This window comes from Sinobacterium caligoides (assembly GCF_003752585.1).
GTDB classification, from domain to species: domain Bacteria; phylum Pseudomonadota; class Gammaproteobacteria; order Pseudomonadales; family Sinobacteriaceae; genus Sinobacterium; species Sinobacterium caligoides.
On the sequence record NZ_RKHR01000004.1, the window covers coordinates 1,233,376 to 1,249,898 of the forward strand.

Here is a 16,523-nt window from a genome sequence, read left to right on the forward strand (position 1 = left end):
CCTAAGATGAGGCTGTTCTCCGTAAAGAAGTGGCGAGATGATTGAGTTAACCAGCGAGCACATCAACTACCAACGCATCAGCAAAGCGATTCGATTTCTCGTTGCAGAGCAGCGCCAGCAGCCGACGCTGCTCGAGCTATCGAGACACGTCGGCGTCAGCGAATATCATCTGCAGCGCACTTTCTCCCAGTGGGCGGGAGTATCTCCGCGACAATTTCTACAATACCTCACCAAAGAAAACGCCAAACAACTGCTACGCCAACACAGCGTCAATGCGAGCGCGCTTGCCTGCGGCCTCAGCGGTAGCAGTCGACTATACGACCTACTGGTCAGCTATGAGAGTGTCACCCCCGGCGAGTATCGCTCAGCCGGCCGCGGCCTCGAATTGCACTACGGTATCCACAGCTCCCCTTTCGGCTACTGCTTCATCGCCATCAGTCATCGCGGCATCTGCAAGCTCGCCTTCTTCGACCACCAGCAACAACGTCACCAGCTACTGGCCGAGCTACAACAAGAGTGGCCCAACGCGCTCATTAGCAGCGCCCCCGAGCGTACAGCAGCTACCTGTAAACAGATCTTCAGCCAGCCAAATAGTGCGTCTCCAGTTTTACAGCTACAACTCAGGGGCAGCCCCTTTCAGCTCAAAGTATGGGAAGCACTGCTGAAAATCCCCGCTGGTCAGCTAACGAGCTATCAACAACTTGCCGCCAGTATTGCGCAGCCGACCGCAAGCCGAGCCGTCGCCTCAGCCGTCGCTCGTAATAACATCGCCCTACTGATTCCCTGTCATCGAGTGATTCGCGGTACCGGCGCACTCAACAACTACCGCTGGGGAGGAAGCCGCAAGGCTGCCATGATTGGCAGAGAGCTCACCGACAAAGAGTAATCCTCCTTACTCACCCTACAACACTCACCCCGTCTAAGTTAACAAACCGTCACCATTATCCTGCCACCTGCAAAAAAAGACGATAATCATTCTCAAAAAAGCCAAAAACGACAATATAAGAAGAATTTAAGCGACAAAACTCAACATACCTAACAGCTACAAACAACCAAAGCAACAACTTAAAAAAAAACAAAAAATAAATAGAAAAAAATACCGACAAAAGGCTAAGAAAACAAAAACAGCATTTAATAAAAACTTAAAAAAAACAAAACAAAAAAATAAAGCCAACAAAAACATCAACAACCAGATATGCAAAGCAGCATAAAACAAACCCCACAAAAACAAAGAAAATAGTACGCTTGTTTTGTTAGCGATAACCATGATTAAATAAAAACGCTATAAAAAACTATAAAGATATAGCGAAAGTCGAACTCACACAAAAACAGAAAAGGAATTTACTATGTCCTCCTGTAGCAAGGAAGTATGGGGCTGTATAACAGCGTCCGCGCTAGCCGTCAGCCTATCCAGTACAGCCATAGCCAGCCCATCAGCACCGTCATCGACGGCGAAGAATTTAATTAGTAAGCCAGTATTCGGCTGTCAACAGACAGACGAGAACCCAAACTTTCTCAACTATGAAAGTGGTCAGGTTCGTCCCCTTGCCCTCTCCGACGATGGCTCATTACTTTTTGTCGCCAACACCCCTGCGAACTGTCTAGAAATTTATTCAACTCAGGAAAAAAAACTACGACGCATTTCAGCCGTACAAGTCGGCTTAGAGCCTGTATCGGTTGCCGTGCGAAACGATCGTGAAGTCTGGGTCGTCAACCACTTATCTGACAGCGTCTCCATCATCGATATTAAGGGAACGCCTCACATCAAGCGCACACTATTAGTGGGTGATGAGCCGCGCGACATTGTCTTTGCCGGTGACGAGGATCGTCGAGCCTTTATTACCACTGCACACCGTGGTCAGAATCACAAAGGCTTTGACTTCGAAGACCTACGCACCCCAGGTATTGGCCGTGCCGATGTCTGGGTTTTTGACAGTAAAAACCTAGGAGATGAGCTAGGCGGCACCCCAGAAACAATGCTTTCTCTATTCTCCGATACTCCACGAGCGTTAACCGTCAGCGAGGATGGCAAGACTGTCTACGCTGCAGCATTCCTCTCAGGTAACCAGACTACCGTAATTCCACCACAGATTGTCGCTGGTAAAAAACCACCACCAAACGAGAATATAGAAGGTATTGAAGCGCCGGAAACGGGCCTCATCGTACGATACAACGGCGAAAAATGGGTTGATGAACTTGGCGCTGACTGGAGCAAGGAAGTACTTTTCAACTTACCGGATCACGACGTTTTTGAAATTGACGCTGATGCCGAAACACCTGTGCTCAAGCGCTCCTACCAACATGTCGGCACCACTCTCTACAACATGGCTGTCAATCCAGTGTCAGGCGCTGTCTACGTCAGTAATATCGACGCGCGCAACGAGGTACGCTTTGAAGGGCCAGGAACTAACAGCACCACCGTACGTGGCCATATTGCCGAAAATCGCATTACCGTTATTAATAACGAAAAAGTCACACCGGTACACATAAACCCACACGTAGACTTCAGCTTACCCATGGGCGAAGCTATTCCGGCAGCAGAAAAGGCTAAATCGCTCGCACAACCAATGAATATGGTGGTGAGTGACGATGGTGAAACTCTACTGATGTCTGCCTTTGGCTCCAACCGTATCGCACTCATCGATGCCAAGGCATTAGACAAGGGGGAATATACCCCTGACGCCAGCAAACAGATCACCGTCCCAGGCGGGCCGACAGGAGTACTGTTAAGCAACAATGGTAAGCGCGCTTATGTCTATTCGCGCTACGACAACGTCGTATCAACCATCAAACTGAAACAGAAAAAAGTTGTCGCAACGACAGCACTATATAACCCCGAACCTGCGATAGTAAAAGACGGCCGCCCGTTTCTGTATGACGCCACTCTGACATCAAGTAACGGTACTGCAAGCTGTGGCTCATGCCATATCTTCGGCGACATGGATGCCCTAGCTTGGGACCTAGGTAACCCCGATGATGTAATGGCCGACAACCTGCTTGATACCACGCCAGGCAATGTCTTGCCACGCAAAGAAACACAGTTCCACCCGATGAAAGGCCCAATGACAACACAGACATTCCGTGGCATCGCCGATAGCGGCCCGATGCATTGGCGAGGCGATCGCCAAGGCTTAGACGCTGCTAATGACGAGACGCAAGAAAAAGCAGCCTTCAAGGAGTTCAGTCATGCCTTTGTCGGCTTAGTTGGCCGTCAAACAGAGCTGGACGAGCACGATCTTGATGCGTTTACAGATTTCGCATTAACCATCACCTCCAGCCCGAACCCGATTCGCAACTTAGATAACAGCCTAACGCCTAACCAGCAAGCAGGGCGAGATACTTTTTTTAATGAGAATCTAGACGGCGGCGTGAGCACCTGTAACTCCTGTCATACGCTAGATGAGTCTGAGCGTAAATTCGGTACCGATGGCTTAATCGCCAATGCTGGTCCCTTTATCTCACAGGACTTCAAGGTTGCCCAACTACGAAACATGTATAACAAAGTTGGCATGTTTGGTACGCCGCAACTCAGCGATATCCATATGGGCGATCAAGTACGCGGCTTCGGTTTTTTGCATGATGGCATGTTCGCATCAATGGATGACTTCCTGATCCTTATTCAGGCCTTCTTCTGGAAGGACGATAATCAGGCTATGCAGGTTAGTGACTTCCTCATGGTGTTCGACACCGAGAACCTCCCTATTGAGGGGCAACAAATAACCATGAGCCGCGACAATCAACGCGCTAGCAGGCCTCGTGTTGAGTTGCTCCTTAGCCAGGCAAAACAGGGCTCATGCTCCTTAGTAGCTTCCGGTTTAATCGGCAAAAAAAGCTACTATGGCACTTACGGCCTAGACGGTAAGTTTCACGCTAAAGGCTTCCCCGCCTACAGCGAGAAAAAACTGCGCCGCCTGAGCAAGAAACCTAAACAGCAGATGACCTACACCTGCCTGCCTAACGCTCTAGCTGCCTCATAAGCCACACCAGCCGAACACCCTGCGCTTTTAAGCGCAGGGTATTAAGTGAAACTAAACATCGCTTTAAACATGCTGAAGAAAGCCCGCTTTTAAACACCCGCCTCTATATTTAAGTCTGCAGATCAATATCAGCTAAAATATTTAAAAACCACTACCAATAATTTCCCCCTCGAAAAACGAAAAAGCCACAGCACCTTATCGACCTACCCACACACCTTTAATACAGACCAGCGCTTACCACTGTAGTAAACAACCTACAGAAGGTAACAACCTACAGGAGGCAACCCAACAGAGGCCAACAAAAAGAAGCTGAGGAACCTAAAAAACGGACAACACCACCAAAACAACAATAGACGAATTTAACAAAAACTTAAAAAACCAACAAAAAAATAATAAAACCTGCAAAAACATCAACGAACACAAATGACACCCAGCACATAACACCAATATACGAAAACAAAAAAACACACCACCATTGTCTTCACAACAGCTTCCATGATTAAATAAAAAAGTTATAAAAAATATAAATATATAACACAAAGTCGAACCAACAAAAAAATAGAAAAGGAATTTACTATGTCCTCCTGTAGCAAGGAAGTGTGGGGCTGCATAGCGGCATCCGTGCTCGCCGCCAGCTTTTCAACTGCCAGCATAGCCAGCCCAGTGACGTCAAAAAAATTAATTAGCAACCCAGTATTCAGCTGTCAACAAACACAAGAGAACGAAAACTTCATCAATTACGAGAGCGGTCAAGTTCGACCGATAGCACTTTCTGCCGATGGTTCCCTGCTGTTTGTAGCAAATACGCCTGCAAACTGCCTTGAAATTTATTCAACCAAAGGCAAAAAACTGAGCCGCATTAGCGCAGTACAGGTCGGCTTAGAACCTGTTTCCGTTGCCGTACGAAATAATCACGAAGTCTGGGTGGTCAACCATCTCTCCGATAGCATCAGTGTTGTCGATATCCAGGGCACCCCGAGAATAAAGAAGACACTACTCGTCGGTGATGAGCCTAGAGATATCGTGTTCGCTGGGCCGAAGAAAAATCGTGCTTTCATCACCACAGCACACCGCGGTCAAAACCACAGCGGTTTTAAACTTGAAGACTTGCGCACACCAGGCATTAGTCGCGCCGACGTTTGGGTTTTTGACGCTAAACACACAGGCAGGGAACTGGGCGGCACACCAGAAACCATCCTGCCTTTATTCGCAGACACCCCGAGAGCCTTAACGGTTAGCGCCGATGGCAACACGGTCTATGCCGCATCATTTTTATCGGGCAATCAAACGGCCGTCGCCCCTACTAGCTACGTCACCGGCAAAAAACCTGAGCCTAATGCCAGTACCGATGGCACCCCTGCACCGGATACCGCCTTGATCGTTAGGTATAACGGCAGCAAGTGGGTTGACGAAGAGAATACCGACTGGTCACATGCTATTGCATTCAACCTTCCCGACAACGATGTTTTTGAGATCGATGCCAGCGCCTCGATCCCCACCCTCAAAAAATCCTATAGCCATGTCGGTACCACCCTGTTTAACATGGCCGTCAACCCTGTTTCCGGCGCCGTCTATGTCTCCAACACCGAGGCGCGTAACGAAGTACGCTTCGAAGGCCCAGGCACGGATAGCACGACAGTGCGCGGTCACTTTGCGGAAAACCGTATCACCGTTATCAAGGATGACACTGTGACTCCGGTGCACTTGAATGCCCATGTTGATTACAGCCTGGCGATGGGCGATGCAATCCCAGCAGAGGAAAAAGCGAAAAGCCTAGCCCAGCCTGTCAATATGGTCGTCAGTAAAGATGGCAAGACACTGATAATGTCGGCCTTTAGCTCCGGCCGCGTTGCCCTTATCGATACAAAACGTCTCGATAAAGGCAAGTATCGAGCCGACGCCAGCAAACAAATCAAGGTTCCCGGCGGCCCTACCGGCCTAGCACTCAGCAACAACGGCAAAAAGCTCTACGTCTACTCTCGTTTCGACAATGTCGTCTCGGTTATCAACCTAGCAAAGCAGAAGGTAAGGTCCACCGTCGCCCTCTACAACCCTGAGCCAGCACACGTTAAAGACGGGCGCCCGATTCTTTACGATGCCGACTACACCTCCAGTAACGGCACCTCGAGCTGCGGTGGCTGCCATATCTATGGCGATGCAGATGCGCTGGCCTGGGATTTAGGTAACCCTAACGAAGAACTGCATGAAAACCTGCTGGAAATTTCTCCAGGCAATAACATATTCCCTCTTAAATCTAACATGTTCCACCCGCTTAAGGGCCCCATGACGACACAGACCTTCCGCGGTATCAGTGATAGCGGCCCGATGCACTGGCGTGGCGACAGACAAGGCCTCAACCCCGTTGCAGGCGAAAGTAGAGAGTCGGCTGCCTTTAAGGAGTTTGGTGGCGCGTTTGTAGCCCTAGTAGGACGTGAAACAGAGCTCCCCAAGGAAGACCTACAGTCCTTCACCGACTTCGTGTTAAGCATTACCTCTAGCCCAAACCCTATCCGCAACCTGGATAACAGCTTAACCGACAGCCAGGCTTCTGGTCGCGATCTGTATTTCAACCGCCCTTCTAGCCAAGGTGTTAGTAGCTGTAATGATTGCCACGAGCTGGATGCCGCAGAGAAACGCTTCGGTACCGACGGCATGGTGACCAACGAAGGCGCTGGCATCTCTCAGGACTTCAAAGTATCCCAGTTGAGGAATATGTATCAGAAGGTCGGTATGTTTGGCTCATCGTTCCTAGGCGCCCCGCATGCAGGCGATCAGATTCGTGGCTTTGGCTACCTACACGATGGCATGGTGGCTACACTCGATGACTTCGTATTATCCGGCGCCTTCGAATGGGAAGATGATCAGCAGGGACGTGATGTGGCCGACTTTGTATTGGCATTCGATACAGAGAACCCACCCATTCATGGCCAGCAGGTGACGCTGTCACAGCGCAACAAGAAGGCGAGCGCTGCACGCGTAGACTTGTTGGTCGAGCAGGCAAAGCAAGGCGTCTGCTCCCTAGCGGCATCGGGTATTATTGCAGGCCACGCCTACTACGGCGTTCTGGCAGCTGACGGTAACTTCCATGCCGAGGGCTTCCCCGCTTTCTCCGATAAGGGCCTGCGCATTATCAGTATGCTGCCAAAACAGCAGATGACGTACACCTGTCTGCCGAAGGGGCTGGTCGCTCTGTAAATAACGACATAAGTAGCAGCCCAGCGCTGCTACCGATCGATACATTAGGGGCATAAGCTATGCTCCTATAGTCAGACCGCTAACTCCCTGTTCACTAAAAGCGATAATGGATACCCAACGCCTTCATATCAACACCTTCTTTCTGCTCGACATTATCAAAGCGCTGCCAGTGCCCACCGATATAATAACGATCGAATAAACGACACTGCACGGCAAAGCCATACAGCAAGCCAAAGCCTTGCTCGCTGCTATCACTACGCACCCCCTCTCCTGCCAACTCAAAACGATGCCGCCAACGATGCGCACCGAGCCGCCCCTGTAGCGACCAACGTCGAGTAATAGGCCAGTCGATAACCGCCGCCAAGGCCAGTGCTTGATAGCTAGACGCTATTGTTCCCTCGAGCACTTCCGTCGATGCCTGCAAGGCGCTAAAGCTGCCCTTGGTCTCACCTAAATCGGCGTAACTTAACTCAACCGCCACATTACGAGAAAATTGGTAACCGCCATAGACTACCGCGGTGTTCGTACCGTCGGGCTCGCCGGCCGCGACCACTGTAACGTCGTCGCCTTGCTCCCGCAGCACCTCAGCAACTTGCGGGCGGCGATCATGGCCGACCACCTCGACCTCACCACTACCGACCAAGAGCCCGAGATAATATGCATTATCGGCCGTAGCCGTAGTGCAGAAAACCAACAAACAGCTGGCAGTCCAGCGGCACTGGTTGATTAGCTTACAAGAATATCCTGCCATTTCCCCCCCGACATACTCATTCCAACGACTAAATAAACCATAGCCGGAATAGCCGTAAACCACCTAGATAATGTTGCCTGCTGACGCAGGGCATCCCACTGCAAGAGCGAAAAAAATTTAAACAAAGAGGATACTGCAAAGGCAGAAAGCAACTACAAAGCCGAAGAAAAACTTACACAAGAAAAACAAACAGCAACATAAACCCGGCATTAACCATCATATTAAGAAAAAAGTAATCAGCCGTTAAGCCAAGAAATATTTTCCAGTTATGGAAATATAGCTAAGCACTTATCGAAAAATTCGAAACAGGCAAGAAGAAAATTGGCAGCGACGCTAAAGCTACCACCTCGCAGCACTATTTTATCGATATACAAAATTACTCTTAGCATAATAGGCAGGCACGCAATGGCACTACTAAGCAACGAAGCAATCCAACTACTCGGTCAACAACTCAAGCGCCACGAAGGCATCGAGTACAAACCTTACCACTGCACGGCAGGCAAGCTCACCATCGGCATCGGTCGCAATATCGACGACCTCGGTATCAGCGAAGACGAGGCCTTCTACTTGCTCAACAACGACATCAAACGAGTTGAACAAGAGGTGAGCAATAACATCAGCTTCCTTGATGAATTAAGCGATAATCGTAAAATAGCCCTATTAAACATGGCATTCAACTTGGGTATCAGCCGACTGATGAAATTTAAAAATATGTTGTCTGCGCTGCAGCAACACGATTACCAAACAGCCGCAAAAGAAATGCTCAACTCACGATGGGCTCGTCAGGTGGGCCGCAGAGCAGAAGAGTTAGCCAAACAAATGGAAGCAGGTTAACGATTAAAATAGGGCAGAAGAACAAGACCGGCCCCTGTACCAGCGCACAGCCGACATTGTCGGTAGCGCTGTTCACCTCATCGACGACGCCCCCGTTAATTAAAACGGCACAGATGAGTGAGCCGCCAACACCACACCGAAGGTCATTAACGCCACACCGCAGGCTTGATTGAGTCTCTTTTTTATCTTCAATAAATGACGCTGAAATTTCTCTGCGGTAAAGAACACGGCAACGGCACTAAACCATAATGCATGCAATAACGCGATGTACAGCCCATACCATAACGCCGTCTGCTGACTCCCCGCATCAGTGCTGAGCAGCTGACTAAACAAGCTGACAAAGAACAACATCGTCTTTGGGTTGAGCGCGTTACAGAGGAAGCCTTGAAAGAAATATTGCCTTGGCTTTAGCGCGTTGGCATCAGCCGCAGCAACCGCTAGCTGCGCATCAGCCGTCAAGATACTCTTCACCCCCAGATAGACCAGATAACCGGCACCGGCGAAGCTGATCATGCTAAATAACAACGGGTTGTGCGAGATAATATAGCTAATGCCGAACATCGAATAAGCGATATGTATGCCGATAGCGAGACCAATGCCCAGCGCCGTCCACACCCCAGCCGCGCGCCCCGAGGTCATACTATTCTTCAACACCAAGACGAAATCAGCGCCCGGGCTGACAACAATGAGTAGGCCGATCAAGAGCAGACTAACGACTTCCATAGGCAGTTCCTGTTAACGAGTCGAGTGATTAAAGGTCAATTGTAACCTCTTTCGAAAGCCTCTATAATCGAATTCGAGGCCAGCAATATGTGAGAAAAATTCACAGATGAAACACCTAAAAGCGTTCCATGTATTCCATGTCGCTGCAACCTCATGCAGCTTCAGCGAAGCGGCAACGAAGCTGTGCATCACCCACGGCGCGGTCAGCAAACAGATTAAAGCGCTAGAGGGCCACCTCGGACAGACACTGTTTCACCGCAGGGGCCGCAACGTCTTCCTCAGTACCGAGGGCGAACTACTCCGCCACTATACCAGTCAAGCCTTTAACGCCCTCGACGACGGTATCCAGCAACTCACCGAACGCAATAACCAATGCCTCGAGGTCTCCTGCGAACCGACCCTAACGATGCGCTGGCTAATGCCTCGCCTAAGCGACTTCTATGCCATACAAACACAGGCGGATATTAGACTATCCACCGCGGGCGGTGCCGTCACCCTCGGCAACAACGGTATAACGCTAGCGATTCGACGCGACGACTTCGACATTAACCCTGCGTACCACAAGACTCCTTTAGTAGAGGAGTGGGTAGGGCCTGTGGTGTCGGCAGCATACTGGGCAAAAATCGAGCAAAAAATACACCGCAGTAAACGCCTACACAGCCTCACACGACCACAGGCCTGGGCCGACTGGTCCGCCGCCAGCGAGCAACAGACCAAGCCGACCAGCGGCTCGGAGCAAAGCTTCCTACACTTCTATTTTTGCCTGCAGGCCGCCGCCGACGGTCTTGGCGCCGCCATGGGCTCCTACCCACTGGTCGCCGATGATTTACAGCGTGGCAACTTAATTGCCCCCCTAGGCTTCATCCCCTCGGGCAAGCGTTACCTGCTGATCGCACAGCAAGAAGCAGAAAGAGGCTCATTAGAGGCGATGTTTTCACTGTGGGTACAGGAACAGCTAGCACTCTGCGTACCTAGAGACGAGGAGCGCGACAGTAGCAGACAGCAAAACAAGACCTAGCGCAGAGATCGCCCCGCCCCCTTCCTTCCCTACCTACCTCCTGCAACACTGACCACTCACAGAGACATAGCGGACTATAGCTGGCAGAGTAAAGGCCTGCTGATATGACACGAAAAATATAATAAGATTGTAATTACAAAGTCAAATAAATCGTAAAAAACCTGCCACAAACGACAACATTCAAAGCAAGCCATATAACAACTCACAAACAAAAAAAAACAGCTCAAAAAAATGCCGCGCAACATAAAACACCAGCAAAACAACCAACAAAAACCACCAGCAACAAAAAAAACAAAAGCAAAAAAACATACAAACAAAAGAAAAACAGTAAAAAAACACCAACTAACCATCACACGAAACATTATCAACAAAAAAACAGCACAAAACAAAAGCTGACACACAAAAATATAAAAACAAAAAACTAAAGACTAACGAAACACCATAGTTTAATACACACAAAGAATCAGTCGATATACATAGATCTGCAAGCAATAACATCGAGGAACCGTTCCCCGGTTGTATTGAGCACGACATTCCATTCACATGTCCGAACTTTCACCGCCAAAACACTGATAAATACAAAAACAACACAGGTAAAAATATAATGAAATTATTCTCAGGCATCCTCATGGATAACCAACTATTTATTGACGAACTGGTAGAGTTCTACGACAACAATAAGGTAACAGTGCTCTCTTGCCTACCCTGGCTAGCGGGCGAGATAGCCGATCAAACCGATTTTTGCCAAATGCTCGTCATCATTAATGACTTCGGGGGTAGAAAAGTCTACATCCCCAAAAAACCCTGCCGATTAGCCAGCAAGTTAGACATCCCCGTTAACGACCTGCTGCACAGAAAGATGCGCCAGGGCTGTGACGATAGAGGTTTTGTCGAGTTCCCTTCACTATGGGGCATCTATGTGGCAGCGAGAAGAGCCGCCATGCTTACCTCGATCAACGAAGGTTGCTCAAAGATAGAGCTGATCGAACGCTACGGTGCCACGGAGAGGGGACTAAGAAACCTAACACCCGGAACCTATAAGGCCCAGACCAGCGAAAGCATTAACATATAGCGAGAACTATCAACTAAAACAGAAAAAGTGTAACGCACTGCAACTGCCGTTCGGCAACGCAGAACATATCTCGAAACATTAAGCCGAAACATAAAAACCGAAACATAGCTAAAACCTAAATACTCAGGGGTACTATTGCGACGGTTTGTTTCAGCCAGAAGTAGTTATTATTTACCCACCTGAACGAAACTCACTTCGTCAGGGTAACTATTAAATATAAGGAAATTACCATGAAAAAAATAAATAAAGCGATTTTCGCCGGATCAGCGATTCTAGCCTCTCTCGTAGCCTTCAACGCCAACGCCGTTGATGAAGCCTTCAAGGCTAACATCGAACTGTTGTCATCAATCACCATCAGCGAAGTACAGGGTCTTACCTTCCCTGCACAAGTTGCCGGTACTGCAGCGACCGTTACAGTTGCTACAAGTGATGCAGGTGCTGCCACATTCAACATCACCGGTATCATCAACGCGCCTGTTGTTGCCTCGGTTTCTGAAGCCTCTATCAACATGACTGACAGTGTTAGTGGCGACGAGATTCTCGTTGATGCCTTCACTGTTGATGCTGGCGCTAGTGCGTTAGACGCCTCTGGTGTGTTGAACGGTATTAAAGTTGGCGCCACTGCCCACGTAGATGCTGCTGACAGCCAGGGTAGCTACGAAGGCGATGCGACCTTCACCGTTGTTTATCTATAAACATAACTAAAATTGCGGGGCCACTGTTGTGACCCCGCTCTAGCAGATGAATATTCCGATGAATAAATTTTACCTAATCGCCTTACTTTCACTCTTTCTAGTCGGTCAAGTTCAGGCCAAGAATTCCTTTCTTGTGGCACCTGCCATCATCAACTTTGATATGGATGAACCACTCACCCAATCTTTCATCATCACTAACGATGGCGACGAGCCGATAAGGCTCAATATTAAACCGGTCTACTACCCAATAGATAGCAACTCACTGCGCCTCGGCAGCCACCTCGATGCAGAGACTGTGACCATCGAAGACATCACTAGCAGCATTCGCCTTAGCCCGAAGCGACTTAGTCTCAAGCCCGGTCAACGTCGCGATATTCGCGTCTCCATCAGGCCGAAAAAAGATCAAGCCGAAGGCACTTATCGCAGCCATATTCTTGTACAAATGCTCGAGACCGCACAAGTGATTCAAACAGTGGCAGAAGGCGGCAGCAGTGTCGACATGCGGCTGAGTATGAAGATGGAAACCGCCGTCGCCGTCTACGGCAACAAGGGGGAGGGCCAACCGCTATTAAACTTTAGTTGCCGTCAGCAAGAAGACTCCGATCAACTATTACTCGAGGTCACCAATTCATCTGTTTGGCGCTTCGATGGCGACATTACCCTGGTCACCAAGGCACAACCCGGAGAGGCCCTGTACGAGGATCGCCTCGTCAGCATGCGCGGCTCGAACAACCCTGTGAAAATTGAAAAGAAATACAATCCGCAGGCAGGCTATCAAGTTATCTACGCCAGCTTCGACCAACCCGAGCTTAAGAACACTGTCGATTGCGCCGCCTAACACAGCCCTCGACGAAACCGTCGGCTGCCTCCGTGCAGCCAAGCACGCACTTTTAACTTCAGCGCCCCATGCCTGCGTTTTTTTTATCGCCTACAAGGCCCCAGCTATCACCATTTAAAACATGGTTATACTTTTTTAGCTTATTTCATCTAACGCTACTACTCAGCATAGAAGTGAAGCCAGCGCATGCCTTTGAAGTCGATGACTTTGTCGAGGAGTTCATCGAAATACGTGTCGGTAAGAGCCGTGGCAGTCACTTCTATCGTGTCATGATGACCGAGGAGGAGATCCCCTATCTCAACGTCGAAGATATTTTCAACAACTGGATGGAGATGCCCGGCGAGTGCGATCTAATCAGAAAATACTGTCAGGCTAGCCTGCCCTGGTCTGACGATATTTACTGGTTCGACCTTCCCAGCCGCGAGGCGGGCAGTAACATCAAAGGAGAGCCGACCTTCTCCTTCGCCAAGGACGATGTAGCCTTCATCGACGACGCCATCTGGGTCAAACACAGCGAGCTTTCACGCTGGCTGCCGATCGAGACTAACTGGACGCTATACCTCTACGCGATGTCGCTGACGACACACTATCTGCCACTGAGTGAGCGCATAAAAAAACGCAAAGTGTTGCGCAAGAACTACTGGCACCAGGTGCAAACCATCAAGCGGTTAGAAGAGGCCGAGGTGATATTCGCACCGGAAGAATATGCCACCGAGATGAAGCTCAGCGCCGATCTGAAAAAGAAAAAAAGCCATGGCCACGACAAGTCGTATTATGTCAGCGCACTCAGTGATCTTTTTCGCGGCACCCTGCGCCTGAACAGCAGTATCGAGGGTGATTTTTCCAGCGTCGACGTCAACAGTTTTCTCTACCAGCAAAGTAATATTCCCGGTCTCTACGCCACCAGACTGGGCAACGTTAGCTCGCTCTCCAGCGCTCTCGTCCCGAGCTATCCGCTCGAAAACGCGATCAGGCTACAGACCGACGCCGACGTTATCGGTGGTGGTAAGTTCAGCTATCAGGAAGTGTTACTGCCGAACACCGAGGTCGATGCTTTTCGTAACGGCTTTATTCTCACTACCCAGACCGTCGACGATAGCGGTCTCTACCAACTCGAAGAAATCGACGCCGCCGGTGGCGATACTCTACAGTTTCGCTACTACTTTCCCGATGGCGCCGAGCGCACCCGCACCATTCTCGTCGCCCCTGACGAGGGCCTGCTACTCGAGCGCGGTGAACAGAGCCACAGCGCAGCCTGGGGCAAGACGCTCGATAACGATGCGTTTTTACAGCTACGCTCACGCTTCGGCCTCGCCAGCCGCCTCAGCGCTGGCGCACACTACTACCAGTACGGGGAGGACGATAGCGCCTACGGCTACGATCTCACCACTCGCCTCGGTAACGCCATCAACGGCCAGTTTGAGCAGCTTAACTACGGCGGCCAGACCTTCCGTGACCTCAGCATCCGCTATACCGGGCTGCGTTACCAAGACCTTAGCTTCACCATCAATAGCGTTGATGGCATCGCCGATAGCGCTACCCCGCTGGTGCGTCAGGACGTCTACGACGGTAGGAAACTACTGCATCACAGCCTATCGATGAATAACTGGAACGTACTCTCCACCCTCAGCCACGGTAACGGCAACACTGCACTGACACAGAGTATCGCCAGCCGCTTCAACCAATACTATGCCTTCAAATTGGACAACAACGCTGTCAAAGCGGCGAACGGCGAGGTGGCATATAGCAATCTATTAACGATTAACGGTGAGTTTGAACGACACCGCATCGGCCTCAATATCGACTTGAATGAAATGGCGGTTAATAGCCAGCTACAACTGCGCGATCCCATACGTCCTGACCGCAACTGGGGCTTCAGTATCGACGTCAGCCGAGACCCCATCGGCGACATTATCGGCACGTTATCCGCAAGCTGGAACCCCTATAAAAACCTCTACCTCTCTGCCGGCCTCGGCGAAAAAGAGTACCTAATGAATATCCGCATCGAGGAGGCCGTCAGCACCGTCAAAGAAGACCTCGCGCCTCAACACCTTGGCACCGGTCGCATCTACGGCCGTATTCTATCGCCACCCGATGAGGAGGGTAATATCGAGCCCATCCCCGGCGTCAAGGTCTATGCCGGTGCCGCCCAGGCAATCAGCAACGATGAGGGCTACTATGTCGCCGACGGTGTCGCGGTAAACAAGAAACAGCTAGTGCGCGTCGATAAGAACACCCTCGACATCAGCTACACCACGGCCGAGGAGTTTCAAGTCGTCTTCCTACGTCCCGGCTCACGCTTGCAGATCGATCCAACCATCACTTACAGCGTCGGTATCGACGGCGTCTTCCTGACTCAGGATGGCATCGACCGTGATGCACAGATCAGCGTCGTCGATCAACAGACCGGGCTGACCATCGGCAGCGCCGCGCTGGAGCAGGATGGTTTCTTCCTCGTCGAACAGCTGAGCCCAGGTGATTATTGGCTGACACTCAGCGGTGTCAAAGCGGCGCCGGAGCGGCAGGCGTTACATATCCCCGTCGGCGTCGAGTGGATTGCCGGCGTTGAGATCGAGGCGGAGAATTTAATCATCCCCGGCGAGACGGAAGAGCCACTCACACCGCAAGCAGCGGATACTGTTCTTAATAGCGAAGCCGAAGCCGAAGCCGAAGCCGAAGCCGAAGCCGAAGCCGAAGCCGAATAAAGCATAACTGAAACCCTCGCCTTCAGCTCTTGCATTACCGCTGCACTACGGTAAGCTCGAAAAAAAATAATCAGCCTCATACGCGAACACGATAATTCACGTATGTTCGGCGAATGCAGGAATCAACAATGAACACCCCCACCCTACACACTGACCGATTGACGCTGCGCGCTTTCACCGAGGCCGACCTGGATACCTTCAGCCAGTATCGCGCACGGCCCGAGGTAGCAAAATATCAGGGCTGGTCTGACTATAGCTACAGCGATGCGTTGTCACTGTTTAACAACACCGACTATGCCAACTTTGCCGTTGCCGGCCAATGGTATCAACTCGCCATTGCCGACTCCGACAGCGATCATCTGTTAGGCGACCTCGCCGTACACTTCATCGATGAGCAGCAGGTTGAGATTGGCTTTACCGTGGCTCCTGAAAATCAGCAAAAACACCTGGCGAGAGAGGCGGTCACCGCCTTGCTTGCCTATCTATTTGGCACACTCAACAGACACCGAGTCACTGCCACTACCGACACTGAAAACACAGCATCTTATCGCCTGCTCGAGAGCCTCGGTTTCAGACGAGAGGCGCATTTTCGTAAAAATATTTTTTTTAAGGGCGCGTGGGGAGATGAGTACCAATATGCCCTACTCAGTACTGAGCAAACAGCGACACAACACGTTTAACCGACGACGTAGCAGGACACGCTGGCTCAGCGGGC

At 50.4% G+C, this 16,523-nt stretch carries 12 protein-coding genes; 10 read left to right on the plus strand and 2 right to left on the minus strand.

The window, feature by feature from the left end; genetic code table 11:
• The first annotated feature begins 37 nt into the window (after positions 1-37).
• The 3 genes from EDC56_RS12115 (at position 38) to EDC56_RS12130 (ending at position 7,172) form a co-directional block, all read left to right on the plus strand.
• Entirely contained in the window at positions 38-886 is an 849-nt protein-coding gene (locus EDC56_RS12115) for a methylated-DNA--[protein]-cysteine S-methyltransferase (RefSeq protein ID WP_123712758.1), read from the plus strand.
• Positions 887-1,346: 460 nt separating this feature from the next.
• A complete protein-coding gene (locus EDC56_RS12125; RefSeq protein WP_123712760.1) occupies positions 1,347-3,977 on the plus strand; it encodes a YncE family protein in 2,631 nt (876 codons plus the stop codon).
• Positions 3,978-4,553: 576 nt separating this feature from the next.
• Positions 4,554-7,172, plus strand: coding sequence for a beta-propeller fold lactonase family protein (locus EDC56_RS12130; protein ID WP_123712761.1), 2,619 nt, complete (start codon positions 4,554-4,556; stop codon positions 7,170-7,172).
• Between the two features lie 94 nt (positions 7,173-7,266).
• On the opposite strand, the gene EDC56_RS12135 is transcribed toward EDC56_RS12130, so the two are convergent.
• On the minus strand, positions 7,267-7,923 hold the full coding sequence (locus tag EDC56_RS12135) for an outer membrane beta-barrel protein (RefSeq protein ID WP_123712762.1): 657 nt from the start codon (positions 7,921-7,923) through the stop codon (positions 7,267-7,269).
• A gap of 405 nt (positions 7,924-8,328) precedes the next feature.
• Between EDC56_RS12135 and EDC56_RS12140 the strand changes: the two genes are divergently transcribed.
• Complete coding sequence (locus EDC56_RS12140; protein ID WP_123712763.1) at positions 8,329-8,757, plus strand: glycoside hydrolase family protein; 429 nt, start codon at positions 8,329-8,331, stop codon at positions 8,755-8,757.
• A gap of 99 nt (positions 8,758-8,856) precedes the next feature.
• Here the strand turns inward: EDC56_RS12140 and EDC56_RS12145 are convergent, their stop codons facing one another.
• Positions 8,857-9,480, minus strand: a complete 624-nt coding sequence (locus EDC56_RS12145; protein ID WP_123712764.1) for a LysE family translocator — start codon at positions 9,478-9,480, stop codon at positions 8,857-8,859.
• Between the two features lie 106 nt (positions 9,481-9,586).
• Between EDC56_RS12145 and EDC56_RS12150 the strand changes: the two genes are divergently transcribed.
• From EDC56_RS12150 to EDC56_RS12175, 6 genes are all read left to right on the plus strand, one after another.
• Positions 9,587-10,498 (plus strand): LysR family transcriptional regulator, encoded by a 912-nt coding sequence (locus tag EDC56_RS12150; protein WP_123712765.1) that lies wholly within the window; start codon positions 9,587-9,589, stop codon positions 10,496-10,498.
• A gap of 604 nt (positions 10,499-11,102) precedes the next feature.
• Positions 11,103-11,570: a hypothetical protein gene (locus EDC56_RS12155; protein ID WP_123712766.1), complete on the plus strand. Its 468-nt coding sequence runs from the start codon at positions 11,103-11,105 to the stop codon at positions 11,568-11,570.
• A 230-nt stretch (positions 11,571-11,800) separates the two neighbouring features.
• A complete protein-coding gene (locus EDC56_RS12160) occupies positions 11,801-12,265 on the plus strand; it encodes a DUF4402 domain-containing protein (RefSeq protein ID WP_123712767.1) in 465 nt (154 codons plus the stop codon).
• 58 nt (positions 12,266-12,323) lie between these two features.
• On the plus strand, positions 12,324-13,103 hold the full coding sequence (locus EDC56_RS12165; protein WP_123712768.1) for a fimbrial biogenesis chaperone: 780 nt from the start codon (positions 12,324-12,326) through the stop codon (positions 13,101-13,103).
• Between the two features lie 173 nt (positions 13,104-13,276).
• Complete coding sequence (locus EDC56_RS12170) at positions 13,277-15,808, plus strand: hypothetical protein (protein WP_148059402.1); 2,532 nt, start codon at positions 13,277-13,279, stop codon at positions 15,806-15,808.
• 128 nt (positions 15,809-15,936) lie between these two features.
• Positions 15,937-16,488 (plus strand): GNAT family N-acetyltransferase, encoded by a 552-nt coding sequence (locus EDC56_RS12175; protein WP_123712770.1) that lies wholly within the window; start codon positions 15,937-15,939, stop codon positions 16,486-16,488.
• Positions 16,489-16,523: the final 35 nt, after the last annotated feature.

What these genes read in the sequence shown, in the direction of transcription:
- EDC56_RS12160 (WP_123712767.1), top strand. Translation starts at nt 11,801, where the DNA reads ATGAAAAAAATAAATAAAGCGATTTTCGCCGGATCAGCGATTCTAGCC.
- EDC56_RS12115 (WP_123712758.1), top strand. Translation starts at nt 38, where the DNA reads ATGATTGAGTTAACCAGCGAGCACATCAACTACCAACGCATCAGCAAA.
- EDC56_RS12145 (WP_123712764.1), bottom strand. Translation starts at nt 9,480, where the DNA reads ATGGAAGTCGTTAGTCTGCTCTTGATCGGCCTACTCATTGTTGTCAGC.
- EDC56_RS12135 (WP_123712762.1), bottom strand. Translation starts at nt 7,923, where the DNA reads ATGGCAGGATATTCTTGTAAGCTAATCAACCAGTGCCGCTGGACTGCC.
- EDC56_RS12140 (WP_123712763.1), top strand. Translation starts at nt 8,329, where the DNA reads ATGGCACTACTAAGCAACGAAGCAATCCAACTACTCGGTCAACAACTC.
- EDC56_RS12150 (WP_123712765.1), top strand. Translation starts at nt 9,587, where the DNA reads ATGAAACACCTAAAAGCGTTCCATGTATTCCATGTCGCTGCAACCTCA.
- EDC56_RS12155 (WP_123712766.1), top strand. Translation starts at nt 11,103, where the DNA reads ATGAAATTATTCTCAGGCATCCTCATGGATAACCAACTATTTATTGAC.
- EDC56_RS12125 (WP_123712760.1), top strand. Translation starts at nt 1,347, where the DNA reads ATGTCCTCCTGTAGCAAGGAAGTATGGGGCTGTATAACAGCGTCCGCG.
- EDC56_RS12130 (WP_123712761.1), top strand. Translation starts at nt 4,554, where the DNA reads ATGTCCTCCTGTAGCAAGGAAGTGTGGGGCTGCATAGCGGCATCCGTG.
- EDC56_RS12165 (WP_123712768.1), top strand. Translation starts at nt 12,324, where the DNA reads ATGAATAAATTTTACCTAATCGCCTTACTTTCACTCTTTCTAGTCGGT.
- EDC56_RS12175 (WP_123712770.1), top strand. Translation starts at nt 15,937, where the DNA reads ATGAACACCCCCACCCTACACACTGACCGATTGACGCTGCGCGCTTTC.